Here is a 26,550-nt window from a genome sequence, read left to right on the forward strand (position 1 = left end):
CCACGTTGCCGCGCGGGTAATCCGAGCGCCGAGCCTGCTCAGGCAGGGCGCCAGCTCACCGCGTGAATGCCGAATTTCTCGGCCGAGGGCTGGCTGGTCTTGGTCACGTGCTCGCGGCCGAATCGACCGATGCGGCCAACGCCAGCATCGCAGCTCGCCCAATGCCAGGCTTCGCTGTTGTCCATTTTCTCGGCTCTGATGACGAAGGATTTGGGATCGCCGTGAAGGGTATAGTCGATGACGAACAGTTTCGCGTTGTTCATGGGGCCGAGGTTCTTCCTTGTGATGAGCGGCGTGATGTGCGTCGGAGTATGGCCCGCCAGAAAAATTCCGTTGGATTGGCGCGCCCGCGCCAATCCGCAGATTGCCTGGTAGCTCGCTCAGCTCAGCTCAGCTCAGCTCAGCTCAGCCCAGGCCGGCCTGGCGGGCCAGCGCGGTTGCCAGGCTCGGAGCCAGCGGCAAGGTCGGCAACAAAGTTGCCTGGTAGGCATGGTAGAGATCAGGCTTGCCCGGCCAGATGGTCCCTGCCGGTCGATTGCGAGCGTCGAGTTCGTGGTGCCAGCTGCCGTGCTCGCGGTCGATCAGGTAGAGGTCGATGTAGTCCCAGAACTCGCGATACCAGCGCTCGTAAGCGGCATCCGCGGTGCGCTGGTGCAACGCCGCGGCGGCGGCCACTGCCTCGGCCAGCGTCCAATGCAGGCGCTGCGCGACCACTGGACGGTGCTGCCAGTCGATGGTGTAGACGATTCCCGGCTGCCCGTCCACAGCCCAGCCCAGGTCGCAGGCTGCGGCGAACAGACGCTGGGCGTCGTCGGCCAGCCAGCTTGGGTTGGTCAGGCCGATGCGGTGCCTGGCGGCCTCCAGGTGCAGCAGCAATCGCGCCCACTCGAATGCGTGCCCTGGGGTTTGCCCGTATGGGCGAAACTCGTCGGCGGGGCGCTCGTGGTTGTAGTCCGCCAGGGGTTGCCAGCGGGCGTCGAAATGTTCGACCGGCAGGTAGCTGGCCGCAGCCGCGTGGTGGTGAATCAGCCGTTCACTGATTGCCAGCGCGCGATCCAGCCATTTGTCGTCGTTGCAGACGTCGGCCAGCGCCAGGCACGCTTCCACGCCGTGCATGTTGCTGTTGCCACCGCGGTAGCTTTCCGGATCGCTCCAGTCCTGGGCGAAGGACTCCAGGAATGCCTGCTCCTCCTCGCACCAGAAGCGTCGTTCCAGCACATCGACCGCATCCGCCAGCAACGCTGTCGCGCCGGGCCGTCCGGCGGCAACCGCCGAGCTCGCCGCCAGGGCAACGAAGGCATGCAGGTAGGCTTGCTTGCGCTCTGCAGCCACGGGTTTCTCGCTGGCATGCCAGCCGCCATTTCGTGCATCACGCAGTGGGCCCTGCAGCGTGCGAATGCCGTGGTCGACCATGGCTGCGCTGCCCGGGATCCCCTGGAGGCAGGCGAGGGCGAAGCTGTGGATCATGCGCGCGGTCTGAATGGTCAATGCGCCGCTGGACAGCAGCGGTCGGCCACGGTGGTCGAGGTCGGCGAAACCGTTCTCGATCCGCGCGGCCTTGGCAAACTCCAGCAATCGCTGCCCCTGCAGGGCCAGCCAGTGCCGGTGGGCGGGAAGGGTCAACCAGCTGTTTGCAGCGGGAGTAAGGGGCTCCATCTGTACCAATGCCTCGCTAGGGGATGCAGGAGGCATCCAGCATAGCGGCCAGTGTTCCGTCGTGGGGAACACTGGCCCGTACAGTCATGCATGTGGCCGATTCGACCTATTCATAGGCGTCATCTTGATCATCTTCGTCTTCAAGCGGCACGGGGGCATTGCTCGTGCCCGATCCGGGGTCTTCGTTGCCTGGGTCGTTGATGAAAGGCACGCCGTTCGGGCCTTTCTCTTCAGTACCTTCGGTTTCCGGTGTCATGGTCATTCTCCTGTAGAAGAAATACGTCGCGACCTGCACGGGTCGCCTCAGACGTTGGACGCTCGGGCACGCACGACGTTCATGCTGACCATGGCCACCACCGCAACCAAGGCAACCAGCACGCTGAAAAACTCCGCCGAATGATGCAGGCCGAACTGTGGAATGCTCACGCCGACCGCAATCACCGGCACCGACATGGACATGTAGTAGACGATGAACAGCGCCGAGGTCACCCCGGCTTTCTGGCCGGCCGGCGCGGCGTTGGCCACCGCGCCCATGCCGGCGCGGAAGGTCAGGCCCTGGCCCATACCGCTCAAGGCGCCGCCCAGCACCAGTAGCCACAGCTGCGCGCTGGCGATACTCATGCCCAGGCAGGCCACGCCCACGATCAGCACGCTGCAACCGATGCTCATCTGCGCACTGTCGCGGATCCGCCGGACCCAGGCCTGGCCGACGACCGAGCCTGCGAACAGCACGAAGATCACCGCGCCGATCACGACCCCTCCGTCGTGACCCATGACCTGACGCATGATCGACGGCACCAGCGAGGTGAACAGCCCCGTCACGCTGAAACCGGCGAGGCCGGCAATGGCCGCAGGAATGAACGGCCCGCGCACCGCCGCTGGCAGGCTGGGACGCTGGAAGGCAAGCCGCGGCTTGGCCGGGCGTTGGACGGTTTCACCGACAGACAGAATGGCTGCGGTAGCCGCCAGCAGCAGCACCAGGTGGACGACGAACGCCAGGTGTACGGGCCATGGCAGGAATTGTGAAGTCAGCCCGGCCAGCAGTGGCCCCAGGCCCAAGCCGAGCATGTTGGCTGCGGTGGCGACCAGGGTGGCATTGCCCTGCCAGCGCTTGGGCGCCGCCTCGATCACCGCCACCGTGCCGGTACCGGTCATGATGCCGGCCGAGAAGCCCGAGATCAGCCGACCGACCAGCAGCCCGCCGATGGAGTCGGTGCAGAGGAAGATCAGCGCACTGAGCGCGCCCATGGCCAGGCCGGCCAGCAGCATCGGTCGCCGGCCCAGTTGATCGGACCAGCTGCCGACCGCCAGCAACGCAAAGATCACGCCGGCGGCATAGATGGCGAAAATCAAGGTCACCCAGGTCGGACCGAAACCCAGGTGTTGTTGATACAAGGCATACAGCGGCGTTGGCAGAGTGGTGCCGATCATGGTGATCAGAAACGCCAGGGCGATCAGCCAGAAGCGAGTCCGGGCACGCCGGTCGTTGCAGGTGTCGTCGGTGACGCCAGGGTCTTGCGCAGGTGTTCGAGTCATCGGTTTCAGCCAGATCGGAGAAGGCAGTCGGAGTACCCGTCGGTGGCATTTGGCCGGACGCCCGTCAGCAGCGGCGGTCGGCTATGCATCACGGGTGCTTGAAGTGCGCGCCACGGCGCAGCCGGATCGGCCCTTCGGCTTCAGTGTCCGGGTCGAGCCGCACATCGCCTTGAGTCACGTCGATGATGCGAGCGGCGGCCAGGGCCCTGGCCACCCGGCGAACCTCGGGCATCAGCGCGCGCCACTGCGGTTCATCCTGCTCCAGCGAGCGAGCCACTTCGGAGGGGCAGATCGAAGCGCCGGGAGCGCGGTGCTCCAGCAATTGCAGGACGCGGCTGGCGATGACGTCGTCGGGATGGGTCATGGAGGGCGTTCGTCCTTGCAGGCAACATGGCGAATATGAAAACAACTTCAGCCATGTTACCTGCAACGTCTCGCACTGGACATATCGACCCGTTGCCGGCTCAGGCGCTGGCGGCCTCGTCCGGAGTGAACTCCTTCTCCATGTGCCGTTCGATCTGCTCCAGCGACTTGCCCCGGGTTTCCGGCACGCAAGTCATCACGAAGATCAGCGACATGACGTTGATCACCGCGAACAACATGAAGGTATAAGGGCCGAAGCCGGCCAGGGCGATCGGGAACATGAACGCCACCGACGCATTGCACAGCCACTGGAAGCACACCGCCGTGCCGGTCATCAGGCCACGCAGGTGCGAGGGAAACAGCTCGGACATCAGCAGCCAGTAGACCGGAGCGATGAAGGTCTGCATGAACAGCAGGAACATCAGGATGCAGGCCAGTGCCAGGTAGCTCTGCAGCAGCGAGGCGGGCAGCATGGTCAGCACGCAGCAGAGCAGCACCTGCGCGAGGATCACGAAGCACAGGCCGGTCATCAGCATCGGCCGACGGCCATGGCGCCCGACCAGCCAGATGCCGATCAGGGTGGCGATCACCGAAGCCACGCCGTTGCCGATGGTGGCGGTGAGTGCCGCGTTGGTCCCCAGCCCGGTGGACTTGAGGATGACCGGCGTGAAATACATGAACGCATTCACCCCCGTCAGCTGAGCCACGAAGCCCAGCCCCATGCCCACCAGCAGCAGGCGACGCAGCCAGGGCTCGGCCCAGATCGAGGACCAACTGACATCGGCGCGCTGCTCTTCGTTCTGGGCAATGATCTCCTTCATTTCCTTGTCGACCTGCTTCTTGCTCGAACGCAGCCTTTCCAGCACTTCGCGTGCCTCGTCCATGCGGCCCTTGCTGGCGAGCCAGCGCGGTGAGGTGGGCACGAAGTGCATGCCGATCCACAGCAGGGCCGCCGGGATCACTGCGATGGCGAGCATCCAGCGCCATACATCCGGGGTGTGGGCAAAATGCGCGAGCAGGGCGTTGGAGACATAGGCCACCAGCTGCCCGGTGACGATCATCAACTCATTCTGGCTGACCAGCCGCGCCCGCTTGTTGGGGCCGGCGATTTCGGCAATGAACATCGGCACGATCGCCGATGCCCCACCGACTGCCAACCCCAGCACGAAGCGAGTGGCGATCATGATCGCCACCGTCGGCGCGAGGGCGGAACCCAGGGCGCCGATCATGAACAGGATGGCCAGGCCTTTGAGCGCCGTCAGGCGTCCGTATTTGTCGGCCAGATGGCCGGCGAACAATGAGCCGAAGGCGGCGCCCAGAATCAGCGAGGAAGCCACCAGGCCCTCGGTGAACGGAGTGAGGCCCAGGCCACCTTGGTCCGGCCCCTGGGTCATGAAGGGCAGGGCGCCGGAAATCACCCCCGTGTCGTAGCCGAAGGCCAGCGCGCCCATGGTGGCGATGATCGCCACACGCACCACTATCTGGCCGGGAGAGGTGCGTGTGGCGTCGTTTTCCTCGCCTGCAGGCGAAGTGTCGGGTGTTGTGGTGTTGGAACTGGACAAGGCTCATTCCTTTCATTACGCGCAGGCAATGCGTCGTTATGCGCCATGCAGGATCGCGCACGAAAGGAGCAGGGCAGGTATCAGCGTTCGGTGTTGCGATGCCGGCCCGGGAAGGGGTCACTCCCAAAGGCCGTCGGCTTCAGCGGATATTATGATTATGTCGAACTGCTTTGATGTTGAAGTCTTCGAACCGCAGTCGATCACGCTGCCGAAGACACTGCCTGTGCGCTTTTCGCGACCATCTGCCGGTATGGCGCTGGGCTGTGAGTCTTATGAACGAAGTGGTTACAAAAAGTTTTGTATCGTTTGAAATTAAATGATGTCGGCGTGCGTCGCACAGGCACGGCAGCGGCGCTCTGCTAGCATAGAGGCTCGAATCGCAGGAGAAACCCGTGAGCCGCAAGAATCTGAACCGCACCCCCGAGCAAGTCGCCATGGCCCGCCGCGCCGGGGCGCTTGCCGCTGACGTACTGCGCATGATTGCACCGCACGTACAGGCCGGCGTGACCACGCAGTACCTGGACGAGCTGTGCAATGCCTACATCGTCAACGAATTGAAAGTGATCCCGGCCAACGTTGGCTATCACGGTTTCACCAAGACGGTGTGCATTTCGGTGAACGAGGTGGTTTGCCACGGTGTGCCCAGCAACGAAGTGGTGCTGGCCGACGGCGACATCGTCAACATCGATGTGGCCGTCATAAAAGACGGCTGGTTCGGCGACACCAGCCGCATGTACTACGTCGGTGAACCCAGCGCGCTGGCAAAACGGCTGGTGGACACTACTTACGAGGCAATGCTGGCTGGTATCGAAGTGGTCAAGCCGGGTGCGACCTTGGGCGACATCGGCCACGCCATCCAGAGCGTGGCGCACCGTGAAGGTTTCAGCGTAGTGCGCGAGTACTGCGGGCATGGCATCGGACAGATCTACCATGACGATCCGCAAGTGCTGCACTACGGCCGCAAGGGCGAGGGGATGCGTTTGAGCCAGGGCATGATTTTCACCATCGAGCCCATGATCAACGCCGGCAAGGCTGGAACCCGCCAGTTGGCCGATGGCTGGACCGTGGTGACCCGCGATCGGTCGTTGTCCGCGCAATGGGAGCATATGGTGGCAGTGACTGCCGATGGCTACGAAATCCTCACGCTCTAAAACGCGCGAGCGGCGGCTTTTGCGCCTAGGCCGGATCCAGCGGCACCAATTCGCGCACGCGTGCTACCACTTCGTTGATGTCGAAGGGCTTGTCGTATACGGCGTTGAAAAGTTCGGGCGTTGCCCGGCCGACGTTGCCTTGGGCGCCACTCATCAAAAGAATGGGCACAGACTCGAACGAAGCGTGACTACGGATCTTCTGCGCCAGTTCGAGGCCGTTCATCCCAGGCATCATGAAGTCGGTAATGACCAATGCCGGACGCTCGCGATCGAGGATCTCAAGCGCACGCTTGCCATTACCGGCCTTGACGGCCATATAGCCTTCGTCTTCCAACGCGTAACCAAGAATGTCGGCGATGAGATACTCATCGTCGACGATCAGGATAGTGGGCATGTCAGTTCGACCCCGGCAGCATCACGGATTCGAAATCGTGGAGGCACTACCTGATAACACTGCCTCTGCATTTGTGAACGCCTTTCTCAGGTCGATTCCATGACCATGAATGACCAGCTCCAATAGCGACGGATCATAGTAGCTGTCTCTGACTTTAAGAATGGACAGCAGGCGCTTTAGTTCAGACTCATGTTCGACGAATCGCGTCAGCAGGATGTTGTCGACGATGCTGGAGAGGTCTGGCGCTGGCGAGGTGATCTCCGGGCCGAACAAGCCGCGAACCTCCCAGGTGGCGAATACCGTCACGCCGCGGGCGCGCAGCTCGCTCATCAGGGTGCTGAAGAACTCGGTCAGGCGTACCGTACTGGTCGCCGTGCGGGCCATGCCGCCCAGGCTGTCGATGAGCAGGCGCTTGATTCCATGGACCTCGACGTGGCGCAACAGCCGTAATCCCAGACCGTCGAGCAGCCCTTCTGTGGTGGGCTGCCAGCACACGTGCAAAGCGCCGCTGGCTTGCAGCGCCTCGAAATCATGGCCAAGCGATCGCGCCTTGACCTGCAGGCGGCGCTCGGACTCGTACATGCCAAACAGCATGCCCGGCTGTTCGGGCGTGGACGCCGACAGGAAGCTGATTCCCATGCTGGTTTTGCCGATGCCCGACGGGCCCATTACCAGCGTCACCGAGGAACGCGGCAGACCGCCGCCAATCAGGTTGTCCAGCGCCGGAATGCCGCTGGGTATGCGGGTAAGATCGGTGGGGTCGGGGCACGAGGGGTGGCTGTACAGGCTTTCCAGGCGCGGGTACACCACCAGCCCATCGTCGGTGATCTCGCATTCATGCAACCCTGACAGCGCGCCGCTGCCACGGGTCTTGCGCAGCTGGATGCGGCGCACCGAACGGGTGTTGAACAGCTCCTCGCCCAGCTCGATCACACCATCGACCATGGTGTGCTCGGGGCTGCCGTCGTCCAGTCGCGAGCTGGTCAGGAACAGCACCGTACATCCGGCGAACGCTGCATGGCCCTGCAGCTCGGAGATGAATTTCTTGGTGTCGATCTGCGAGTCGGCCTTGGAGCGGGCATTGAGCACGCCATCAACGATCAATACCGTCGCTTTCTGCCGACTGATCTCGCGGCGCAGCAGCTTGACCACTTCGTCCAGGCCTTCGTTTTCCAGGGTGTCGAACGCACTGACGAACTGGATTTCGTTGCCTATCTTCGAGGCATCGAAAAAGCTCAAGGTAGACAAGTATTGGAACAGCCGCTCGTGGGATTCCGCGAGCAGCGTAGCGACCAGGACCCGGCCGCCCTGGCTCACGTGATTGAAGCCCAATTGGTTGGCCAGGATGGTCTTGCCCGAACCCGGACGGCCCTGCACGATGTATGACGCACCGGCCACCAGCCCACCCTTGAGCAACAAATCGAGCCCTTCAATCCCGCTCGCGAGGCGCTTTAGCTGTTCCAATATCCGATCTGCCTGTATGGGTTGTACGCGATCGGCCATGTCTGCACGACGGTGACCGATCCTTCAAATGCTGGGGATTCTATACCTTTTTGACCAAGCCGGTGCATCCGAACCCATACCCTGTAGCAGCGGCGCAAGCCGCGTCAGGTGTCACCGCATCCATTCAGATACACCGCATACACCGCCGACGCGGCTTGCGGCGATGCTACAGAAGGTCGTCGCATAACGGTATGGCAGGTGTTCGCACTCCCTGTAGCAGCGGCGCAAGCCGCGTCCGGCAGCACCGCGCAGCCCCTGATCCACCTCGACCACCGCTAGACGGACTTGCGCCGACGTTCGTAATGCTCCAGCAATGGCTGGGTGCTGATGCCATGCACCAGAATGCTCAAGGCCACCACCGACAACGTCAGGCTGATGCACACCTGCTCGACCGACTCCGGCAGTTCGTGAGCCAGGGCGTAGCACAGGTAGTAGATCGAACCGATCCCGCGGATGCCGAACCAGCCCAGCAACGCCCGCTGGTGCCCATCGAGCAGACGGCGGCTGACCAGCAGCCATACGCTCAGCGGGCGGATCACGCAGAACAGTGCCGCCGCCAGGCCGACCGCACGCCAGTCCCAGTAGGCAGACAACGTCGCCCCCAGAATGGTGATCAGCAGGACTTCCATCGACCGCTCCACCAGATTGCCAAACACCAGGATGTCTCCCATCATCACCCCAGCGGCCAATTGCCCGTCCTCCAGATCCTTGGGATGGGTGACGGTACCTTCCTCGGGCGCCAGGTCGCGGTGCCCCACGACCGGCTTGGCCAGATGCTCCGAAGGCACCTCGGATCTCGACGTACGCACTTCTGCCTGACGCAGCCCCAGGCCGGCCGCGAACACTGCGAGAAATCCGAAAGCGCCCAGGGATGCGGCGCCAAAGTACGACAGGGCAATCAGCGCCAACGCCAGAAAGTCGTTGGGCGAGTTGGTACTGTCGGCATTGCGCACGCGCAGGTAGATCATCAGGTGACCGATGGCCCGGCCCATCCCGTAACCGACCAAGAGCCCGACCGGCACGCCCCACAGCAGATTCTCCAAGGCCCACTGGCCCAGCCAGTGGCTGTCCAGGCTGCCATGGTGCAGCATCAGCAGGCTGAGGATCACGAAGGGAAAGGCCGTACCGTCGTTGAGCCCGGCCTCACCCGACAGCCCGAAGCGCACACGGTCGAAGTCCTGCGCGCTATTCACCTGGACCATGGATGCCAGCACCGGATCGGTCGGCGCCAGCATGGCCCCCAGCAAGGTACTCACGCCCCAGGACAAGCCCAGGCCGTAGTGCGCCACCAGGCACACGCCCAGAATCGACACCAGCATGACCGGACCCGACAGCATATAGGCCGCTCGCCACGCGCTGCGCCCCAGGCCAAGTCGCAGCTTGATCCCGGTGCTGAACAGCGAGAACAGCACGGCAGCCTCCGCCAGGCGCTCGAGCCACGAGGCGGTGTCCTTGAAATCGGTGGTGAACAGGCCCAGCCCCATGGGACCGATGGCCACGCCGAATGCCAGGCACACCGCAGAGGTCGTCACCGGCAGCCAGCGCAAGTAAGACGCCGTCAGCGCCAGCATCAACAGCAGGACGCCAAGAACGGCCATCCACAAAATAAAGCTCATCAGGCCTCGCCGGGCTTGCGCCCCTGAAATGGCTACAAAATGTAACCGCTTCAGCTGTGACTGCCTGGCAGAGCGTTAGTTGAGTGGCAAAACGTCGCGGCCAGTGGCTACTGGCACAGGTGGCGAGCTGGCGTTATGGATTGCCCGAGAGACCATAGCTCTGCTTGACGCGGTCCATGATCCCCGAGCGATTCGACGCATTGACTGTCTTCATCTGCCCCATGAGGTTTTCACCGGTCTTGCTCGCAAGCAGATCCTCATGAGTCTTGGCAATCTCTCCAAGCTCCTCCGCGCCATGCACCACACCGGTCACGGTCCACGCCGTCGACAACACCTTGAGTCCGAACTTCGCTACTGGATGCGGCACCACCGCAGCAGCGCCGTCCAGGCCTGCCTTGACCGTAGCGCCGAACGACAGGCCGGTGATCAGCTTGTCTTGCGTCAGCTCCTGCAGGTCGTGCAGTGACGCTTGCAGTTCCTCGGCCTTGGTTTCGGACAGGGTTGCCAGCTCGGCAGTGCCTTGCATGGCTTTCTGGGTGTTTTTGATAGTGGCCTTGATGCTGTGCGCAACGCCGTTCACCGCATCCGTGGCAATAGCCCCCGCCAGAGGTGCTTTGTTGATCTGCGAGAGGTCCCCGGTCTGGCTGAACTCGACCACGGTGCCAACGCTTTCAGCACCCTTGAGCACTGCACCGACGCCCGGCACTTGCCCATGCGCGAGGTGATCTGCCGTCTGCGCACGGCCCTTGGCGCTGTTCAGAATCTGCTGCCCCGGGCTGAATTGGTCCTTCATGCGCTGAACCTTGCCCATGGCGTTGTCCGCACGCTGGTCGCCCATCGAGGTGCTTGGCGGAGCAGCAGCTGGCTGTGCTGGCGCTTGCGACTGACGTTCGTGGTACTTGTACGCCTCGTAGCCGATACCCGCTGCGCCGACGCCGCCTTTGAACAAGGCACGCATCATCCGGCCATCGTCATCCACTGCAGACGACGGCGAGTTGCGCACCATGGCATACAGATTGAGCCCATCCACCGTCCCCGCCGGATCGGCGCTCAGCCAGCGTCCGGCCCAGGGCTGATAGTAGCGGTAGCCATAGTAGTAGAGCCCGGTGTCGTCGCGTTCCTTGCCCGAGTAACGGACGGTCTTGTAGCTCGCCTCGACCTGGTGGCGGCACGCCCAGATCGAGGTAGCGCCGAACGGGAAGAATTCCTCGCGGCTGATGACTTGACCGTCGCCGTCGAGTTCCAGGCCATGACTGCCCAGCAGGTCGGTGTAGCTGTAGCGCAACTGATCGTTGGCCAGGCCCTCGGGACTGCCGTCTGGCCAGTGCAACAGGCGAATATGTTCGGCTACCTTGAGGCAATGCAGGGTCTGGCCGTCATGCAGGCGCAACTCCAGCCCCGGCAGGTAGCAAGTGCTTCCCTGCGCGTGGGTCTTGCGCAGTCGCTGGTGCTGCTGGCCGTAGAGGTAGTGCTCGGTGCCGGCCCCGGCGCGCGTCACGCTGGCCAGCTGCATGCGACTGTTCCAGGCGACAGATTGTGAGCCGTCCAGCCCGCGTTGTTGCCCGGCGGCATCGAACTGGCGGTCGATCAATGCAGGGTCATCGCACACTCTGCTCAACACCGCCCGGTTGCTGCACGCCGAGGTCGTCAGTCTGACCGTGTAGCCGGAATCAGTGGCTGGCACGGTGTGCCGAATGCTCTGCAGGTTGCCGGCCTCGTCGTACGCGTAGCGACGCTGGTACAACGCATGGGCACGGGTATCGATGGGGAGTGCAGATGGCAGGCTGCTGCTCATCTGGCCGAGTGCAGCCATCTGCCGACCGCTGGCCAGGATCAACTGCGACAGCGAGTCGTAACGGTAGTCCTGCTGCGGATCGATTTTCTGATTGCGCCAGAAGCGTGTCTGCTCCGCTTCGTTGCGCACCCGAGTCACCCGACCGGTGGGGTCATACCGGTAGCGCAGGTCCTGCAAGGTCTGGCGGTCGCTGGCGCGCTGGGTACGCATGCCGACCAGGCGTTGGGTGTCGGCTGCATAGGTATGGGTGATGACGACACCGTTGGCATGCCGCTCGACTTCTTTCTGCCCCCCGGCTGTGTAGGTCACGTCCAGCACCACCGGCGTCTCCAAGCCGCCATTGCGAGTGACCCAACTGGCCCGGTACTGCCCGCAACGGTCATGGCCATGGCGTTGTCGATGCGCCCTGGCATCCTCGCTGGCGATGATTGCGCCGCAGGCATCGAAGCTCACCGTACTGGTCAGGCTTTGCGGTTCCAGGCACCGCGCCTCGCCTTGGGCATCGTCCTGCGCCCAGTCGCATTCGGTGTGGCCAGCTAGCAGTTGCAGGTTCTCGCCGGCGATTGCACCGAGCAGGCTGCGCGCTTGCACGACGTGTCTGCCGGCGCTGTCGAAACGTGTCTGGCAATGGCCGGCCAGGTTGAACGCTTTGGCCTCTGCGTCAACGCCCGCCCATTGCCAGCGCTCGGCGGTGCGAAAGGCGCCTTGGGCAGAGCGCTCCCGGATCGACAGCAGCCGGCCGGGCAGTGCCGCAGGTTCGTAGCAGCGCGTCTGCTCGACACCGTTCGCCAGCCATGTCATCGCCTCGCGGCCACACGCGTCGTACAGCGTTCGCGTGTTGCCGGCATCGACACTGCGGGTGTACAGGCATCGACCGCTCAAGCTGCGCACCTGTACCAGGTTGGCGGCCACTTCGGGACGCTCGGCCTGGGCCGCGTGAAGGCGCGGATCGATACTGCTGATCAATTGCCCGCTGGCGTCATGGCCGTAGCGAGTGATGCGGGCCTGCGCAGGACCCGCTTGGTCGCGGTGGTAGGCAATCTCGCGCAGCACCCGCGCCCGGCCGTCGAAGCAGCGCAGGGCAGGGGTTGCAGCATGGATGGTGTGAGCAGCAGCGTCAGTCATGGCAGTACCGATAAACAGGAATCAGGGATAGGTTTCCCGCTGTTGTAACCTGCCGTGTTTCGGCCCGCCTCGAGTGGGCGCTGTGATGACCCTTGCTACAGCCCGCGGCACCGATTGACAATTCTCCGATCCCTGACCATAGTTCCTGTCACGCAAACGTTTGCGGGTTTCCGCAAGCTGCGCTCGATAACAATCATAAGATCGGAGTAAACCCATGAAGCTGCCCTTCGCCGGACGCCTGCTCGCTGTCTCCCTGATGGCTGCCATCGGCGCCATCGCCCCGTTGCAATCCTCTTTCGCCGATACCCAGAAGCCCAAGGTCGCGCTGGTCATGAAGTCCCTGGCCAACGAATTCTTCCTGACCATGGAAGACGGCGCCAAAAGCTACCAGAAAGAGCACGCTGCCGATTTCGACCTGGTGTCCAACGGCATCAAGGACGAGTCCGACACCGCCAACCAGATCCGTATCGTCGAGCAGATGATCGTCGCCAAGGTCGACGCGCTGGTCATTGCTCCGGCGGACTCCAAGGCACTGGTACCCATCATCAAGAAAGCCATGGATGCAGGCATCAAGGTCGTCAATATCGACAACCAGCTCGATGCCGGGGTGCTTAAGAGCAAAGGCATCCAGGTGCCGTTCGTGGGCCCCGACAACCGCAAGGGCGCCAAGCTGGTGGGTGACTACCTGGCTACGCGCCTGAGCGCTGGCGACCAGGTGGGGATCATCGAAGGTGTACCGACCACCACCAACGCGCAGATGCGCACTGCCGGTTTCAAGGACGCCATGCAAGCGGCGCAGATGAACATCGTCTCGGTGCAGTCGGGTAACTGGGAAATCGACAAGGGCAATGCCGTCGCTTCGGCCATGCTCAACGAGTACCCGGACCTCAAGGCGCTGCTGGCCGGCAACGACAGCATGGCGCTGGGCGCAGTGTCTGCAGTGCGCGCCGCCGGCAAGGCGGGCAAGGTCCAGGTGGTCGGCTACGACAACATCAATGCCATCAAGCCGATGCTCAAGGACGGCCGCATACTGGCCACGGCCGACCAGTTCGCCGCCCGCCAGGCAGTGTTCGGCATCCAGAACGCCTTGGCCCTGGTCAAGGGCGACAAGCTCAACGTCGACGCCAACGGTGTCATCCAGACCCCGGTCGAGCTCGTCACCAAGCCTTGATGCAGTGCACCTCGCGGCAGGTCTGGCCAGTGCCGGCCTGTCGCCTGCAGGTGTGCCTGGAGAAACCTATGACATCCAACGTTGTGCTGTCGGTAAGTGGCATCGGCAAGACCTATGCCCAGCCGGTGCTGTGGGACATCGACCTTGAGTTGCACCGCGGCGAAGTGCTGGCCTTGACCGGGGAGAACGGCGCAGGCAAAAGCACGCTGTCGAAGATAATCGGTGGCCTGGAAGCACCCACCACCGGCCAGATGCAGTTCCAGGGCCAGCCATGGCTGCCGGGCAGTCGCACTGCAGCCGAGCGCGGCGGGGTGCGCATGGTCATGCAGGAACTCAACCTGTTGCCTACCCTGACCGTCGCGGAAAACCTGTTCCTCCATGATCTGCCCAGCCGTGCTGGCTGGATCGACCGTCGCCGCCTGCGCGAACAGGCCCGCCAGGCCATGGCGCAGGTGGGCCTGGATGCCATCGACCCGGACACCCTGGTCAGCGACCTTGGCATCGGCCATCAGCAGATGGTCGAAATCGCCCGCAACCTGATCGGCGACTGTCAGGTGCTGGTGCTCGACGAACCTACCGCCATGCTCACCGCACGCGAGGTCGACATGCTGTTCGCGCAGATCCTGCGGCTGCGCGAACGCGGGGTGTCGATCATCTACATTTCCCACCGGCTGGAAGAACTGGCGCAGGTCGCGCAACGCATCGCCGTGCTGCGCGACGGACGCCTGGTGTGTGTCGAACCGATGGCGCGCTACGACAGCGAGCAACTGGTGAACCTCATGGTCGGGCGCGAACTGGGCGAGCGTATCGACCTGGGCGAGCGACGCATCGGCGCGCCGATGTTCAAGGTGCAGGGCATGACCCGTGGCGACAAGGTCAAGGACGTGTCCTTCGAGGTGCGCCAGGGTGAAATTTTCGGTATTTCCGGATTGATCGGGGCTGGGCGTACCGAGCTGCTGCGGCTGATCTTCGGCGCCGATGCCAGCGATGCCGGTACCGTCGCGATCGGTCAACCACCCAAACCGGTGAGCATTCGCAGCCCGGCCGACGCCGTTGCTCATGGTATCGCCCTGATCACCGAAGACCGCAAGGGCGAAGGCCTGCTGCTGTCGCAGTCGATCAGCGCCAATATCGCCCTGGGCAACATGCCGGCCATTTCCGCGGCCGGTATCGTCGACAACAAGGCCGAGCGAGGCCTGGCCCAGCGCCAGATCGAGGCCATGCGCATCCGCAGTTCCAGCCCGGCGCAGACGGTGGCCGAGCTTTCCGGCGGCAATCAGCAGAAGGTGGTGATCGGCCGCTGGCTGGAGCGTGACTGCAACGTGCTGCTGTTCGACGAGCCCACCCGTGGCATCGACGTGGGCGCCAAATTCGACATCTATGCCCTGCTGGGCGAGCTCACCCGTCAGGGCAAGGCACTGGTGGTGGTGTCCAGCGACCTGCGCGAGCTGATGCTGATCTGCGATCGCATCGCGGTGCTCTCGGCCGGCCGCCTGATCGACACCTTCGAGCGCGAACACTGGAGCCAGGATGAACTGCTGGCAGCCGCGTTCGCCGGTTATCAAAAACGCGATGCGCTGCTGGCCGAGCCTGCAGCAAGGACCCCTGCATGAAAACTTCGACACTGCCCAAAGACACTCCCGGCGCAAAAACCGGCGGCACTTACCTGGGCCTCGGCACCTATCTGGGTCTGGCTGGCGCATTGCTGGCCATGATCGTCCTGTTCTCCCTGCTCAGCAGCCATTTCCTTTCGTACAGCACGTTCAGCACCATCGCCAACCAGATCCCCGACCTCATGGTGCTGGCCGTCGGCATGACCTTCGTGCTGATCATCGGCGGCATCGACCTGTCGGTGGGGTCGGTGCTGGCGCTGGCGGCCTCGGCGGTCAGTGTGGCGATCCTCGGCTGGGGCTGGAGCGTATTGCCCGCAGCCCTGCTCGGCATGGGTTGCGCAGCGCTCGCCGGCACCATCACCGGCTCGATCACCGTGGCCTGGCGGATTCCTTCGTTCATCGTCTCCCTGGGTGTGCTGGAAATGGCCCGCGGGGTTGCCTACCAGATGACCGATTCGCGCACCGCCTATATCGGCGATGCCTTCGCCTGGCTGTCCGACCCGGTAGCGTTCGGCATAGCGCCCTCGTTCCTGATCGCCCTCGGCGTCATTGCCATTGCCCACCTGACCCTGACTCGCACCGTGTTCGGCCGCTACCTGATCGGCATCGGTACCAACGAAGAGGCCGTGCGCCTGGCCGGCATCAACCCCAAGCCCTACAAGGTGCTGGTGTTCTCCCTCATGGGCCTGCTGGCGGGCGTGGCCGCGCTGTTCCAGATATCCCGGCTGGAGGCGGCCGACCCGAATGCCGGTGCTGGCCTGGAACTGCAGGTGATCGCCGCCGTGGTGATCGGCGGCACCAGCCTGATGGGCGGGCGCGGCTCGGTCATCAGCACCTTCTTTGGCGTGCTGATCATTTCCGTGCTGGCGGCCGGCCTGGCGCAGATCGGCGCAACCGAGCCGACCAAGCGCATCATCACCGGCGCGGTGATCGTCATCGCCGTGGTGCTCGACACCTACCGCAGCCAACGCGCACGCAAGCGGGGCTAGCATGGCGACCATCAAGGACGTGGCGGCGCGAGCCGGTATCTCCTACACCACCGTCTCGCACGTCGTGAACAACAGTCGGCCGGTCAGCGCGCACGTGCGGCGCAAGGTCGAGTTGGCGATTGCCGAGCTCAACTACGTTCCCAGTGCGGTGGCGCGCTCCTTGAAAGCGCGCAGCACAGCGACCATCGGCTTGTTGGTGCCCAACAGCGTCAACCCGTATTTCGCCGAGCTGGCGCGTGGTATCGAAGACTGCTGCGAGCGCAACGGCTACTGCGTGATCCTCTGCAACTGCGACGACGACCCGCAGAAGCAGCGCAACTACTTGCGCGTGCTGCTGGAGAAGCGCGTCGACGGTATCGTATTCGCCTCGGTGGGTGGCGATGCCGCACTGACCGATATGCTCGCGGCGGTGCGCACGCCCATGGTTATCGTCGACCGCGGCCTGCAGCAGGTGGCAGCCGACCTGGTGTGCATCGATCACGAACAGGGTAGCTACCTGGCCACCCGGCATCTGCTCGAACTGGGCCATCGCGCCATCGCCTGCATCAGTGGCCCGCAACATACCCACGTGGCGCAGCTGCGCCTGGACGGCTATCGTCGTGCGCTCGCCGAGTACGCCGTGCAACCCGCGCCCGAGCATGTCCTGTACAGCGATTTCACCAGTCCGGGTGGCTACCGTGCAGCGGTCGAGCTGCTCGCGGGGCCGGTGCCCACGGCGATCTTTGCGGCCAACGACATGATCGGCCTGGGCGTGCTGCGCGCGGCCGCCGAGCGTGGCGTCCGGGTGCCCGAACAGCTGTCGGTCATCGGTTTCGACGATATCCAACTCAGTCGCTATGTGTACCCGGCCCTGACCACCGTCGGCCAGCGCATCGGCGAATTGGGTGAAGTGGCTGCCGAGCGGCTTCTGGCGCGCATCGCCGGAGCGGCCGGTGCGGCTGCGACGCAACACGTCATCGCGCCACAGATCGTGGTGCGCGAGTCCACGGCGCGATACGCCGGTCTTTCCCATGAATTGCGCTGAGAGTGGTAGATGATGCAAGCAAACGTATTGGTAATAGGCAGTCTGAACATGGACCTGGTGGCACAGGCCGAGCGTTTGCCGCAGGCGGGAGAAACCCTGCTGGGCCAGTCCTTCGCGACCGTGCCGGGCGGCAAGGGCGCCAACCAGGCGGTCGCTGCCGCGCGGCTGGGCGGGCAAGTGGCGATGATCGGCTGCGTCGGCGCCGACGCCTATGGCCAGGCGCTGCGCCAGGCGTTGGCCGATGAAGGCATCGACTGCCAGGGCGTACGGGTGGCTGAAGCGGTAGCGACCGGGATCGCGATGATCGTGGTCGATGCCAACAGCCAGAATGCGATCGTCATCGTGGCGGGCGGCAATGGCCAGCTCGAATGCGCCGACATCGAGCGTTTCGACCGCCTGCTGCTGGCCGCCGATGTGGTGGTGTGCCAGCTGGAAATTCCTCATGCGGTGGTGGCTTTCGCCTTGCAGCGCGCTCACCAGGCTGGCAAGACGGTCATTCTCAATCCGGCGCCGGTCAGCGGGCCGTTACCGCAGCAATGGCTGGGCTGGGTCGATTATTTGATCCCCAACGAAACCGAAACTCAGGCGCTCACCGGCCTGAGCGTCAGCTCGGTGGCCGAGGCCGAGCAGGCGGCCAGTCTTCTGCGCCAGGCCGGCGCCGGCAAGGTGCTCATCACCCTGGGTGAGCAGGGCCTGCTGTTTGCCGACGGCGCGCAGCCCCGGCATTATCCTGGACGCAAGGTGCAGGCGGTGGATACCACGGCGGCTGGCGATACGTTCGTCGGTGGCTTTGCCGCGGCGCTGGCCAGAGGCCTGGACGAGTCACAGGCCATTGCGTTCGGCCAGGCCGCCGCTGCACTGTCGGTCACCCGCGCCGGCGCCCAGCCTTCCATCCCGACCCTGGCGCAAGTGGAGCAGGTTGCATCGTGAAAAAGACCGCCTTGTTGAACATCTCGCTTTCGCAACTGGTTGCGTCCCTGGGCCATGGCGATATCGTCGTGATCGGCGATGCCGGTTTGCCGGTACCACCGGGCGTGCCCTTGATCGATCTGGCCTTGACGCCAGGCATTCCCAGCTTCATCAGCACGCTGGACGTGCTGCTCAGCGAAATGCAGGTGGAAAGCCACGTGATCGCCGAGGAGATGCTGCAGGTGCTGCCGCCGGCGTCGGCGCGAATCCAGCAGTTGCACGAGCAGGGCGCCCTCGGTGTGCGCCAGTCGGTCAGCCATGCGCGGTTCAAGGAGCTGTCGCGGAACGCTCGCGCCATCGTGCGCACTGGCGAATGTCAGCCCTACAGCAATATCGCCCTGTTGGCGGGCGTCACTTTCTAGACTTACCACTGAGCACAAGGAGTGCAACATGCAACGTTCCCTGCTGACCCTGCTTCGAGGATTTTCATTGATGGCCCTGCTGACCAGCGCTGCCGCCACGGCGGCCGACAAGATCGATCTGATCATCGACACCGACCCTGGCGCCGACGATGTCGTCGCCTTGCTGCTGGCCCTGGCTTCGCCCGAGGAGATCAACGTCCGCGCCCTCACGACCGTGGCCGGCAACGTGCGCCTCGACAAGACCTCGCGAAACGCACGCCTGGCCCGTGAGTGGGCGGGTCGCGAAGATGTGCCGGTCTATGCCGGTGCACCCAAGCCGCTGGTCCGCGAGCCGATCTATGCCGCCAACGTGCATGGCGAGGAGGGCGTGCCTGGTATCGCCGTGCATGAGCCGAGCAAAGGGCTGGCCGAGGGCAACGCGGTGCAGTATTTGATCGACACCCTGAGCAATGCCGAACCCCACAGCATCACCCTGGCGATGTTGGGGCCACAGACCAACCTGGCGCTGGCATTGATCCAGGCGCCCGGCATCACCCAGGGCATCAAGGAAGTGATCGTCATGGGGGGCGCGCACTTCAATGGCGGCAATATCACCCCGGTGGCCGAGTTCAACCTGTTCGCAGACCCTCACGCCGCCCAGGTGGTACTGGCCAGCGGCGTCAAGCTCACCTACGTGCCACTGGATGTCACTCACAAGGTTCTGACCAGCCCGGCGCGCCTGCAGCAGTTGGCTGCCTTGCAGAACAAGGCCGGGCCGCGGGTGGTGGATATCCTGCAGGCGTACGTCAAGGCCGATATGGAGCACTACGGGCTGCCCGGCGGCCCGGTTCACGATGCCAGCGTGATTGCCTATCTGCTGGCGCCAGAGCTGTTCAGCGGGCGCAAGGTCAACCTTACCATCGACAGCCGGGAAGGCCCGAGCTTCGGCCAGACCGTGGCCGACTGGTACGGTACGCTCGAGCAGCCGGCCAACGTGTTCTGGGTGAACGAGGGGAATGCACAGGGCTTTTTCGATCTGCTGACCCAACGCCTGCAGCGTCTGCCCTGACCGGCCGAAGCGCCGGTGCATCACGGGTTATGGCGTGGGCACGTTCTTCAAGGGGTGCGCCACGGTATTGCCCGTCGCTGCCACGTGTTCGTGGGCGTAACGCTCGAACACCTGCATGACGAAGCTGCGCGCCGCATCGGTGCCCAATGCCTTGACCAGCACGTCGACGCCGATGATCGCCAGCTCCTCGGGCGTACCGGGGCTGAAGGAGCTCTGGCCCTGAGGCCACTGGACCTTGATGTCCGCCTTGATTGATACGTTTGCCATGTTGCTCTCGCCAACGGTCACGAGCGAACGACGTTCGCTCCACGTGGCCAAGTAAAGCATTTTCGCCAGCGCTTTACACCGGCCCTTGGGCAGATGGCAGGGCGCGTGTCAAACTTTGGTCAAATCTTCGCCATGGAGGCTCATGTGCACATCGATCTCAAGCAAAGCGATTCACTCACCCTGGATGCGGTCCGTGCGCTGATCGCCTCGGGCAATCCGGCCATCCATACCCAGCTGCGCGTGACCCGCGACGGCATCGCCTTCCTCTCCACCGAGGCGGTCGGCGGCACGGATATCCAGGGCCTGTGCTTCCGTCTGGAAACCTGGGCCGCCGGATCCGGTTACGTTGGCGCTGCTGCGGCATCCGACGCCACCTGGGTGAAGCAGATCCACACGGCCCTGCAGACACACTGGCCCATGCCCCTATCCGACTACATTGACTTGTACTGATCCGCAGACACACATCCAGTGACGATTTCTCTGACACCGCGTAACGATGCGCTCGGGCAGACTAGGCCAATGTGCAACCAAATCGGCCAGAGGCGGTCGCACAACCTTACCTACCAGAAAAACCCACTGAAAAGAGGAGGCTGCATGCCTTTCCCGCGCAAGACCTTGTTGATCCTGATGGCAGCCCTGGCTGTAACTGGCTGTTCTACATCCGGAACCTCGACCGGACAGTCTGCCGCTGCCGCCCCTGCATTCGATGGGCGCTGCAACGCCGACGGCGCACGCTACACCGTTGGCAAGCCGGTTTCCGCAGACCTGCTCGAGCAGGCGAGGGTCAAGGCAGGCGCACAGGTCGCCCGCGTCCTGCGCCCGCACGACATGGTGACCCTGGAATACCGTTCCGACCGTCTCAACCTCAACGCCGATGACAGCGGCCAGATCACCCGTGTCAACTGTGGCTGAATAATCGTCGCACTCGACACGAATCGCAGGCGAAAAAAAACCCGTCACATGGACGGGTTTTTTTCAGTTGCCGAGATTACTCTGGGCGAACTTGAGCAGCTTGCATGCCCTTTTGGCCTTTCTCAGCCACGAACGAAACGGTCTGGCCTTCTTTCAGGCTTTTGAAACCGTCGGATTCGATAGCTTTGAAGTGTACGAACAGGTCGTCACCGCCACCTGAAGGAGTGATGAAGCCGAAGCCTTTCTCATCGTTGAACCATTTTACGGTGCCGGTCTGGCGATTAGACATGGTGAATCTCCAAGAAACATAATATTCAGTAGTGCTGTGCTGCTCAGGCCAACTGGGCACACGGGGCCTATCATAGTCCAAAACCTGGACTGTGAACCCCCTTTGATTGGCGCAAGAACCAAAGTTGTCGCAAATTGGCCTGTCCAAAACTGCTAAGCCCCTTATTTCATTGAGGTTTGCAGCTGAAAAATGTTTTAAAAAAAAACCGCATCAAGTCGCACTTGATTCGATTGACCGCAGCCGTCGACCCCCAGTAGCGCCGTTGGCGTCTCTCGGGGCCGTCCTGCGGTGCTGCTGAAAGCGCTACTGGTTATTGCAAACCAGCACTTCCTTCATCAGCTTCTGGCGCAGCGCCATTGGCGGTTCGACCTGCTTGTTGGTGAGCTGGTCGATCTCGGCCTTGCTGAATTTCTCCTCGATCACTTTCGCGCCACAGCTGCAGTGTGCCTGCGCCTTGGCGGCGTCCACGCCTTGCTGCACGGCTGCGGCCTGGCACTGCGCGGTATATTCGGCCTTGGCATCGGCGGACAGCGCGGCAGCCTGGGCCGCGAATGGAAGCACCAGGGCCAGGCAGGCACTCAGGGGAAGAAGTCGTTTGAGACCCATAATGAATAGCTCCTTGTTCTCAGGCGGTTTTGACTCATGTCATCTGAGGGGTGAAGAGGGCAGCAAGTTCAGCGACGGGCCCAGTTGCCGTATCGTGCACATGACGCAGCAAGTCGACGCATCTTCTGTGCTAGGATGTTCGGCCCTGCGTTCGGCGCTGCCTTGAGTAGGCGCCGAGGTGCGGGATTCACCTTTTTCGATTGCTCCAGTCACTCTGGTTCGTGTTCCGGTCGGCCGCAAGGCTCCTGCCAATGTAAGGCGGGCATACCGGGCGAATCGCGTACTGGCTCATCCCAACCCATGTGACCTTTGGTAGGGGTCACCACTAGGAGAGGAGGCGCCATGCCCACCATTACTCTTCCCGACGGCAGTCAGCGTTCGTTCGATCACCCGGTTTCCGTCGCCGAGGTCGCCGCGTCCATCGGCGCCGGCCTGGCCAAGGCCACCGTTGCCGGCAAGGTCAACGACCAGCTGGTCGATGCCTGTGACCTGATCACCGCCGACGCCACCTTGCAGATCATCACGCCAAAGGACGAAGAGGGGCTGGAGATCATTCGTCACTCCTGCGCCCACCTCGTCGGCCATGCGGTCAAGCAGCTGTACCCCACTGCGCGCATGGTGATCGGTCCGGTCATCGAAGAAGGCTTCTACTACGACATCGCCTACGAGCGGCCTTTCACGCCAGACGACATGGCGGCGATCGAGCAGCGCATGCAGCAGCTGATCGACACCGAATACGACGTGGTCAAGAAGGTCACGCCGCGTGCCGAAGTCATCGACGTGTTCACCGCTCGCGGTGAAGACTACAAGCTACGTCTGGTCGAAGACATGCCGGATGAACAGGCCATGGGCCTGTACTATCACGAAGAATACGTCGACATGTGCCGTGGTCCGCACGTGCCGAACACGCGTTTCCTGAAATCCTTCAAGCTCACCAAGCTGTCGGGCGCCTACTGGCGCGGCGATGCCAAGAACGAGCAGCTGCAGCGCGTCTACGGCACTGCGTGGGCCGACAAGAAGCAGCTGGCGGCCTACGTCAAGCGCATCGAGGAAGCCGAGAAGCGCGATCACCGCAAGATCGGCAAGCGCCTGGGCCTGTTCCATCTCCAGGAAGAAGCTCCGGGCATGGTCTTCTGGCACCCCAACGGCTGGACCGTGTACCAAGTGCTCGAGCAGTACATGCGCAAGATCCAGCAGCAGAACGGCTACCTGGAAATCAAGACGCCCCAGGTGGTCGATCGCAGCCTCTGGGAGAAATCAGGGCACTGGGCCAACTACGCCGAGAACATGTTCACCACGGAGTCGGAAAACCGCGACTACGCCATCAAGCCGATGAACTGCCCGTGCCATGTGCAGGTGTTCAACCAGGGCTTGAAAAGCTACCGCGAGTTGCCGCTGCGCCTGGCCGAGTTCGGTGCCTGCCACCGCAACGAGCCTTCGGGCGCGCTGCACGGCATCATGCGCGTGCGTGGCTTCGTGCAGGACGATGCGCACATCTTCTGCACCGAAGAGCAGATGCAGTCCGAATCCGCAGCCTTCATCAAGCTGACCATGGACGTCTACGCCGACTTCGGCTTCAAGGACATCCAGCTCAAGCTGTCGACGCGTCCTGAAAAGCGTGTCGGTTCCGACGAGCTGTGGGATCGCGCCGAGTCAGCCCTGGCTGCGGCACTCGACGCGGCCGGGCTTCCCTACGATCTGCAGCCGGGCGAGGGCGCCTTCTACGGCCCCAAGATCGAATTCTCGTTGAAGGATTGTCTGGGTCGCGTCTGGCAATGCGGTACACTGCAGCTCGATTTCAACCTGCCGATCCGCCTGGGCGCCGAATACGTCACCGAAGACAACGGTCGCAAGCATCCCGTGATGCTGCACCGGGCGATCCTGGGTTCGTTCGAGCGATTCGTCGGGATCCTGATCGAGCACTACGAGGGCGCATTCCCGGCCTGGCTGGCGCCGACACAGGCAGTGGTGATGAATATCACTGATAAACAAGCCGATTTTGTACAGCTTGTCGAAAAAAATCTGACGGAAAGCGGGTTTCGTGCCAAGTCCGACTTGAGAAATGAAAAGATCGGCTTTAAAATCCGTGAGCATACTTTGCTCAAGGTTCCTTATCTCCTGGTCATCGGGGACAAGGAAGTTGAAACGCAAACTGTCGCTGTGCGTACCCGTGAAGGCGCTGACCTGGGCTCCATGCCCATCGCGCAATTCACCGAGTACCTTGCACAAGCGGTTTCCCGGCGTGGTCGCCCAGATTCGGAGTAATTATTATTAAGCGTGAAATGAGACAAGATAAACGAGCTGCACCGAAAGCCCCGATCAACGAGAATATCTCGGCACGCGAGGTTCGGTTAATTGGCGCTGACGGCGAGCAGATTGGCATCGTCTCTATCGATGAAGCGCTTCGTATCGCTGAAGAATCGAAGCTGGATCTGGTGGAAATCTCCGCTGACGCCATCCCGCCCGTATGCCGGGTGATGGACTACGGCAAATCGATCTTCGAGAAGAAGAAGCAGGTTGCCGCAGCGAAGAAGAACCAGAAACAGATTCAGGTTAAAGAAATCAAGTTTCGTCCAGGGACGGAAGAAGGGGACTACCAGGTAAAACTCCGCAACCTGGTACGTTTCCTGAGTGACGGGGACAGGGCCAAGGTATCCTTGCGATTCCGCGGCCGTGAGATGGCGCATCAGGAGCTGGGTATGGAGCTGTTGAAGCGGGTCGAAGGTGACCTGCTCGAATACGGTTCCGTCGAACAGCATCCGAAGATGGAAGGACGCCAGCTGATCATGGTCATCGCCCCCAAGAAAAAGAAGTAACCACCAGGGCACGGCAGGCCTTGCGGTTATGTTTATCAATTGAATGTGGAGTACCCGAACATGCCAAAGATGAAAACCAAAAGTGGTGCAGCTAAGCGGTTCTTGAAAACCGCTAACGGCATCAAGCACAAGCACGCTTTCAAGAGCCACATCCTGACCAAAATGTCGACCAAGCGTAAGCGTCAACTGCGCGGTAGCAGCTTGCTGCATCCGTCTGACGTGGCAAAAGTCGAGCGCATGCTGCGCCTTCGTTAATTTCGGTCAAAGATAGAGGACTAACTCATGGCTCGTGTTAAGCGTGGCGTCATTGCCCGTAAGCGTCACAAGAAAATTCTGAAACTGGCTAAAGGCTACTACGGCGCTCGTTCGCGCGTATTCCGTGTTGCCAAGCAAGCGGTAATCAAGGCAGGCCAATACGCCTACCGTGACCGTCGTCAGAAAAAACGTCAGTTCCGCGCCCTGTGGATCGCTCGTATCAACGCCGGTGCTCGTGTAAACGGTCTGTCCTACAGCCGTTTCATCGCTGGCCTGAAGAAAGCGTCCATCGAGATCGACCGTAAGGTTCTGGCTGATCTGGCAGTGAACGAAAAAGCGGCGTTTGCTGCGATTGTCGAGAAAGCTAAAGCCTCGCTGGCCTAAGTACCCCGACAATCACCCCAGCCTGCCGTCGGCGGGCTGGGGTGTTAAACGTCATGAATAGGGGAAGAGCCTTCAAGCTCTTCCCCTATTTCGTATCTGGAGTCTGTACATGGAAAACCTGGATGCGCTGGTCTCTCAAGCTTTGGAGGCCGTGCAACACGCTGAAGACATCAATGCCCTGGAGCAGATCCGGGTTCAATTCCTTGGCAAGAAAGGCGAACTGACCCAGGTGATGAAGACCTTGGGCAACATGCCTGCCGATGAGCGGCCCAAGGTGGGCGCGCTGATCAACGAAGCCAAGGAACGTGTCACAGATGTCCTCAATGCGCGCAAGACGGCATTCGAAGAAGCCGAACTGAGCGCCAAGCTCGCCGCCGAGCAGATCGACGTCACCTTGCCTGGCCGTGGCCAGACCACTGGCGGCCTGCATCCGGTTACCCGGACGCTGGAGCGTATCGAGCAGTTTTTCACCCACATAGGCTACGGCATCGCCGAAGGCCCCGAGGTGGAAGACGACTACCACAACTTCGAAGCGCTCAACATCCCAGGCCATCACCCGGCCCGTGCGATGCATGACACCTTCTATTTCAATGCCAACATGTTGCTGCGTACCCACACCTCACCGGTGCAGGCGCGGACCATGGAGTCGCAACAGCCGCCGATCCGGGTCGTCTGCCCGGGACGGGTCTATCGCTGCGACTCGGATATCACCCACTCGCCGATGTTTCATCAGGTCGAGGGGTTGCTGATCGACCGCGACATCAATTTCGCGGACCTGAAAGGCACCATCGAGGAATTCCTGCGGGTGTTCTTCGAAAAAGAGCTGGCAGTACGCTTCCGGCCCTCGTTCTTCCCCTTCACCGAGCCTTCGGCTGAAGTCGATATCCAATGCGTGATGTGCAGCGGCAAGGGCTGCCGGGTCTGCAAGCAGACCGGCTGGCTGGAAGTGCTGGGCTGCGGCATGGTGCACCCGAACGTGCTGCGCATGTCGGGTATCGACCCCGAAGAGTTCCAGGGTTTTGCTTTCGGCATGGGCGCAGAACGTCTGGCCATGCTGCGTTACGGCGTCAACGACTTGCGCCTGTTCTTCGACAACGACTTGCGGTTCCTCGCGCAATTTCGCTAGCCGTAACGAATCTTTCAG

Annotated in this window: 28 protein-coding genes; 15 read left to right on the forward strand and 13 right to left on the reverse strand. The window is 62.5% G+C overall.

Going from position 1 to position 26,550, the window contains the following annotated elements:
* Nucleotides 1-38: 38 nt before the first annotated feature.
* The 6 genes from IFT75_RS08125 to IFT75_RS08150 form a co-directional block, all read right to left on the reverse strand.
* A complete protein-coding gene (locus IFT75_RS08125) occupies nt 39-263 on the reverse strand; it encodes a DUF6555 family protein (protein WP_185793697.1) in 225 nt (74 codons plus the stop codon).
* Nucleotides 264-405: 142 nt separating this feature from the next.
* Nucleotides 406-1,656, reverse strand: coding sequence for a D-mannose isomerase (locus IFT75_RS08130; protein ID WP_192054185.1), 1,251 nt, complete (start codon nt 1,654-1,656; stop codon nt 406-408).
* A gap of 106 nt (nt 1,657-1,762) precedes the next feature.
* Nucleotides 1,763-1,912 (reverse strand): hypothetical protein, encoded by a 150-nt coding sequence (locus tag IFT75_RS08135; protein ID WP_163007597.1) that lies wholly within the window; start codon nt 1,910-1,912, stop codon nt 1,763-1,765.
* Between the two features lie 47 nt (nt 1,913-1,959).
* The gene (locus IFT75_RS08140) at nt 1,960-3,192 is read right to left on the reverse strand and encodes an MFS transporter (RefSeq protein ID WP_192054187.1); all 1,233 of its coding nucleotides are present in this window, start codon (nt 3,190-3,192) and stop codon (nt 1,960-1,962) included.
* A gap of 88 nt (nt 3,193-3,280) precedes the next feature.
* Nucleotides 3,281-3,556: a DUF3253 domain-containing protein gene (locus IFT75_RS08145; RefSeq protein WP_192054189.1), complete on the reverse strand. Its 276-nt coding sequence runs from the start codon at nt 3,554-3,556 to the stop codon at nt 3,281-3,283.
* A gap of 100 nt (nt 3,557-3,656) precedes the next feature.
* Nucleotides 3,657-5,117 carry a sugar porter family MFS transporter gene (locus tag IFT75_RS08150; RefSeq protein WP_274598223.1) on the reverse strand — a complete coding sequence of 487 codons (1,461 nt, stop codon included), beginning with the start codon at nt 5,115-5,117 and terminating at the stop codon, nt 3,657-3,659.
* A 392-nt stretch (nt 5,118-5,509) separates the two neighbouring features.
* Between IFT75_RS08150 and map the strand changes: the two genes are divergently transcribed.
* A complete protein-coding gene (gene map / locus IFT75_RS08155; protein ID WP_342214372.1) occupies nt 5,510-6,268 on the forward strand; it encodes a type I methionyl aminopeptidase in 759 nt (252 codons plus the stop codon).
* A gap of 25 nt (nt 6,269-6,293) precedes the next feature.
* Here map and IFT75_RS08160 read toward each other — a convergent pair whose 3' ends face one another.
* From IFT75_RS08160 to IFT75_RS08175, 4 genes are all read right to left on the reverse strand, one after another.
* Nucleotides 6,294-6,662 (reverse strand): response regulator, encoded by a 369-nt coding sequence (locus IFT75_RS08160; RefSeq protein WP_122478751.1) that lies wholly within the window; start codon nt 6,660-6,662, stop codon nt 6,294-6,296.
* Nucleotides 6,663-6,683: 21 nt separating this feature from the next.
* Nucleotides 6,684-8,129, reverse strand: coding sequence for an ATPase domain-containing protein (locus tag IFT75_RS08165; RefSeq protein WP_192054490.1), 1,446 nt, complete (start codon nt 8,127-8,129; stop codon nt 6,684-6,686).
* A gap of 311 nt (nt 8,130-8,440) precedes the next feature.
* Nucleotides 8,441-9,781: a cation:proton antiporter gene (locus IFT75_RS08170; RefSeq protein ID WP_185793694.1), complete on the reverse strand. Its 1,341-nt coding sequence runs from the start codon at nt 9,779-9,781 to the stop codon at nt 8,441-8,443.
* Nucleotides 9,782-9,914: 133 nt separating this feature from the next.
* Nucleotides 9,915-12,701: an RHS repeat domain-containing protein gene (locus tag IFT75_RS08175; protein WP_192054191.1), complete on the reverse strand. Its 2,787-nt coding sequence runs from the start codon at nt 12,699-12,701 to the stop codon at nt 9,915-9,917.
* Nucleotides 12,702-12,915: 214 nt separating this feature from the next.
* Between IFT75_RS08175 and IFT75_RS08180 the strand changes: the two genes are divergently transcribed.
* From IFT75_RS08180 to IFT75_RS08210, 7 genes are all read left to right on the forward strand, one after another.
* Nucleotides 12,916-13,872, forward strand: coding sequence for a sugar ABC transporter substrate-binding protein (locus IFT75_RS08180; RefSeq protein ID WP_192054193.1), 957 nt, complete (start codon nt 12,916-12,918; stop codon nt 13,870-13,872).
* Between the two features lie 68 nt (nt 13,873-13,940).
* Nucleotides 13,941-15,485 (forward strand): sugar ABC transporter ATP-binding protein, encoded by a 1,545-nt coding sequence (locus tag IFT75_RS08185; RefSeq protein WP_192054195.1) that lies wholly within the window; start codon nt 13,941-13,943, stop codon nt 15,483-15,485.
* Nucleotides 15,482-16,474, forward strand: a complete 993-nt coding sequence (locus IFT75_RS08190) for an ABC transporter permease (protein WP_185793690.1) — start codon at nt 15,482-15,484, stop codon at nt 16,472-16,474. The genes IFT75_RS08185 and IFT75_RS08190 overlap by 4 nt, the downstream gene beginning before the upstream one ends.
* 1 nt (nt 16,475) lies before the next feature.
* Nucleotides 16,476-17,498: a LacI family DNA-binding transcriptional regulator gene (locus IFT75_RS08195; RefSeq protein ID WP_192054197.1), complete on the forward strand. Its 1,023-nt coding sequence runs from the start codon at nt 16,476-16,478 to the stop codon at nt 17,496-17,498.
* Nucleotides 17,499-17,510: 12 nt separating this feature from the next.
* A complete protein-coding gene (gene rbsK / locus IFT75_RS08200; protein WP_192054492.1) occupies nt 17,511-18,428 on the forward strand; it encodes a ribokinase in 918 nt (305 codons plus the stop codon).
* Entirely contained in the window at nt 18,425-18,829 is a 405-nt protein-coding gene (gene rbsD, locus IFT75_RS08205) for a D-ribose pyranase (protein WP_192054199.1), read from the forward strand. Before rbsK ends, rbsD begins: the two co-directional genes overlap by 4 nt.
* Nucleotides 18,830-18,857: 28 nt before the next feature.
* Nucleotides 18,858-19,877: a nucleoside hydrolase gene (locus IFT75_RS08210; protein WP_192054201.1), complete on the forward strand. Its 1,020-nt coding sequence runs from the start codon at nt 18,858-18,860 to the stop codon at nt 19,875-19,877.
* A gap of 27 nt (nt 19,878-19,904) precedes the next feature.
* Here IFT75_RS08210 and IFT75_RS08215 read toward each other — a convergent pair whose 3' ends face one another.
* Nucleotides 19,905-20,144, reverse strand: a complete 240-nt coding sequence (locus tag IFT75_RS08215; RefSeq protein WP_122479686.1) for a hypothetical protein — start codon at nt 20,142-20,144, stop codon at nt 19,905-19,907.
* A 144-nt stretch (nt 20,145-20,288) separates the two neighbouring features.
* Here IFT75_RS08215 and IFT75_RS08220 point away from each other — a divergent pair, with 144 nt between their 5' ends.
* Nucleotides 20,289-20,594 carry a hypothetical protein gene (locus IFT75_RS08220; RefSeq protein ID WP_192054203.1) on the forward strand — a complete coding sequence of 102 codons (306 nt, stop codon included), beginning with the start codon at nt 20,289-20,291 and terminating at the stop codon, nt 20,592-20,594.
* A 144-nt stretch (nt 20,595-20,738) separates the two neighbouring features.
* A complete protein-coding gene (locus IFT75_RS08225; RefSeq protein ID WP_122478728.1) occupies nt 20,739-21,056 on the forward strand; it encodes an I78 family peptidase inhibitor in 318 nt (105 codons plus the stop codon).
* A gap of 76 nt (nt 21,057-21,132) precedes the next feature.
* On the opposite strand, the gene IFT75_RS08230 is transcribed toward IFT75_RS08225, so the two are convergent.
* Both IFT75_RS08230 and IFT75_RS08235 read right to left on the reverse strand, forming a co-directional pair.
* Nucleotides 21,133-21,345, reverse strand: coding sequence for a cold-shock protein (locus IFT75_RS08230; RefSeq protein ID WP_122478726.1), 213 nt, complete (start codon nt 21,343-21,345; stop codon nt 21,133-21,135).
* 303 nt (nt 21,346-21,648) lie between these two features.
* Nucleotides 21,649-21,951, reverse strand: coding sequence for a hypothetical protein (locus tag IFT75_RS08235; protein ID WP_122478725.1), 303 nt, complete (start codon nt 21,949-21,951; stop codon nt 21,649-21,651).
* A gap of 342 nt (nt 21,952-22,293) precedes the next feature.
* Between IFT75_RS08235 and thrS the strand changes: the two genes are divergently transcribed.
* The 5 genes from thrS (at nt 22,294) to pheS (ending at nt 26,532) form a co-directional block, all read left to right on the forward strand.
* A complete protein-coding gene (thrS, locus tag IFT75_RS08240; RefSeq protein ID WP_192054205.1) occupies nt 22,294-24,216 on the forward strand; it encodes a threonine--tRNA ligase in 1,923 nt (640 codons plus the stop codon).
* Nucleotides 24,216-24,767 (forward strand): translation initiation factor IF-3, encoded by a 552-nt coding sequence (gene infC, locus IFT75_RS08245; protein WP_172979313.1) that lies wholly within the window; start codon nt 24,216-24,218, stop codon nt 24,765-24,767. The genes thrS and infC overlap by 1 nt, the downstream gene beginning before the upstream one ends.
* 60 nt (nt 24,768-24,827) lie before the next feature.
* Complete coding sequence (rpmI, locus tag IFT75_RS08250) at nt 24,828-25,022, forward strand: 50S ribosomal protein L35 (RefSeq protein WP_002553160.1); 195 nt, start codon at nt 24,828-24,830, stop codon at nt 25,020-25,022.
* A 27-nt stretch (nt 25,023-25,049) separates the two neighbouring features.
* Complete coding sequence (gene rplT, locus IFT75_RS08255; protein WP_043188388.1) at nt 25,050-25,406, forward strand: 50S ribosomal protein L20; 357 nt, start codon at nt 25,050-25,052, stop codon at nt 25,404-25,406.
* Between the two features lie 109 nt (nt 25,407-25,515).
* A complete protein-coding gene (pheS, locus tag IFT75_RS08260) occupies nt 25,516-26,532 on the forward strand; it encodes a phenylalanine--tRNA ligase subunit alpha (protein WP_122478722.1) in 1,017 nt (338 codons plus the stop codon).
* Nucleotides 26,533-26,550: the final 18 nt, after the last annotated feature.

Origin of the sequence: Pseudomonas sp. CFBP 8758 (assembly GCF_014841725.1) — a bacterium.
Classification (GTDB): domain Bacteria; phylum Pseudomonadota; class Gammaproteobacteria; order Pseudomonadales; family Pseudomonadaceae; genus Aquipseudomonas; species Aquipseudomonas baltica.

Bases quoted from the DNA above. Each gene is read 5' to 3' on its own strand.
- thrS (WP_192054205.1), top strand. From the start codon at position 22,294: ATGCCCACCATTACTCTTCCCGACGGCAGTCAGCGTTCGTTCGATCAC.
- IFT75_RS08180 (WP_192054193.1), top strand. From the start codon at position 12,916: ATGAAGCTGCCCTTCGCCGGACGCCTGCTCGCTGTCTCCCTGATGGCT.
- IFT75_RS08215 (WP_122479686.1), bottom strand. From the start codon at position 20,144: ATGGCAAACGTATCAATCAAGGCGGACATCAAGGTCCAGTGGCCTCAG.
- IFT75_RS08190 (WP_185793690.1), top strand. From the start codon at position 15,482: ATGAAAACTTCGACACTGCCCAAAGACACTCCCGGCGCAAAAACCGGC.
- IFT75_RS08130 (WP_192054185.1), bottom strand. From the start codon at position 1,656: ATGGAGCCCCTTACTCCCGCTGCAAACAGCTGGTTGACCCTTCCCGCC.
- IFT75_RS08125 (WP_185793697.1), bottom strand. From the start codon at position 263: ATGAACAACGCGAAACTGTTCGTCATCGACTATACCCTTCACGGCGAT.
- IFT75_RS08195 (WP_192054197.1), top strand. From the start codon at position 16,476: ATGGCGACCATCAAGGACGTGGCGGCGCGAGCCGGTATCTCCTACACC.
- IFT75_RS08170 (WP_185793694.1), bottom strand. From the start codon at position 9,781: ATGAGCTTTATTTTGTGGATGGCCGTTCTTGGCGTCCTGCTGTTGATG.
- rplT (WP_043188388.1), top strand. From the start codon at position 25,050: ATGGCTCGTGTTAAGCGTGGCGTCATTGCCCGTAAGCGTCACAAGAAA.
- rpmI (WP_002553160.1), top strand. From the start codon at position 24,828: ATGCCAAAGATGAAAACCAAAAGTGGTGCAGCTAAGCGGTTCTTGAAA.
- IFT75_RS08210 (WP_192054201.1), top strand. From the start codon at position 18,858: ATGCAACGTTCCCTGCTGACCCTGCTTCGAGGATTTTCATTGATGGCC.
- IFT75_RS08230 (WP_122478726.1), bottom strand. From the start codon at position 21,345: ATGTCTAATCGCCAGACCGGCACCGTAAAATGGTTCAACGATGAGAAA.
- IFT75_RS08160 (WP_122478751.1), bottom strand. From the start codon at position 6,662: ATGCCCACTATCCTGATCGTCGACGATGAGTATCTCATCGCCGACATT.
- IFT75_RS08145 (WP_192054189.1), bottom strand. From the start codon at position 3,556: ATGACCCATCCCGACGACGTCATCGCCAGCCGCGTCCTGCAATTGCTG.
- IFT75_RS08185 (WP_192054195.1), top strand. From the start codon at position 13,941: ATGACATCCAACGTTGTGCTGTCGGTAAGTGGCATCGGCAAGACCTAT.
- IFT75_RS08235 (WP_122478725.1), bottom strand. From the start codon at position 21,951: ATGGGTCTCAAACGACTTCTTCCCCTGAGTGCCTGCCTGGCCCTGGTG.
- IFT75_RS08140 (WP_192054187.1), bottom strand. From the start codon at position 3,192: ATGACTCGAACACCTGCGCAAGACCCTGGCGTCACCGACGACACCTGC.
- IFT75_RS08175 (WP_192054191.1), bottom strand. From the start codon at position 12,701: ATGACTGACGCTGCTGCTCACACCATCCATGCTGCAACCCCTGCCCTG.
- rbsK (WP_192054492.1), top strand. From the start codon at position 17,511: ATGCAAGCAAACGTATTGGTAATAGGCAGTCTGAACATGGACCTGGTG.
- IFT75_RS08135 (WP_163007597.1), bottom strand. From the start codon at position 1,912: ATGACACCGGAAACCGAAGGTACTGAAGAGAAAGGCCCGAACGGCGTG.
- pheS (WP_122478722.1), top strand. From the start codon at position 25,516: ATGGAAAACCTGGATGCGCTGGTCTCTCAAGCTTTGGAGGCCGTGCAA.
- IFT75_RS08225 (WP_122478728.1), top strand. From the start codon at position 20,739: ATGCCTTTCCCGCGCAAGACCTTGTTGATCCTGATGGCAGCCCTGGCT.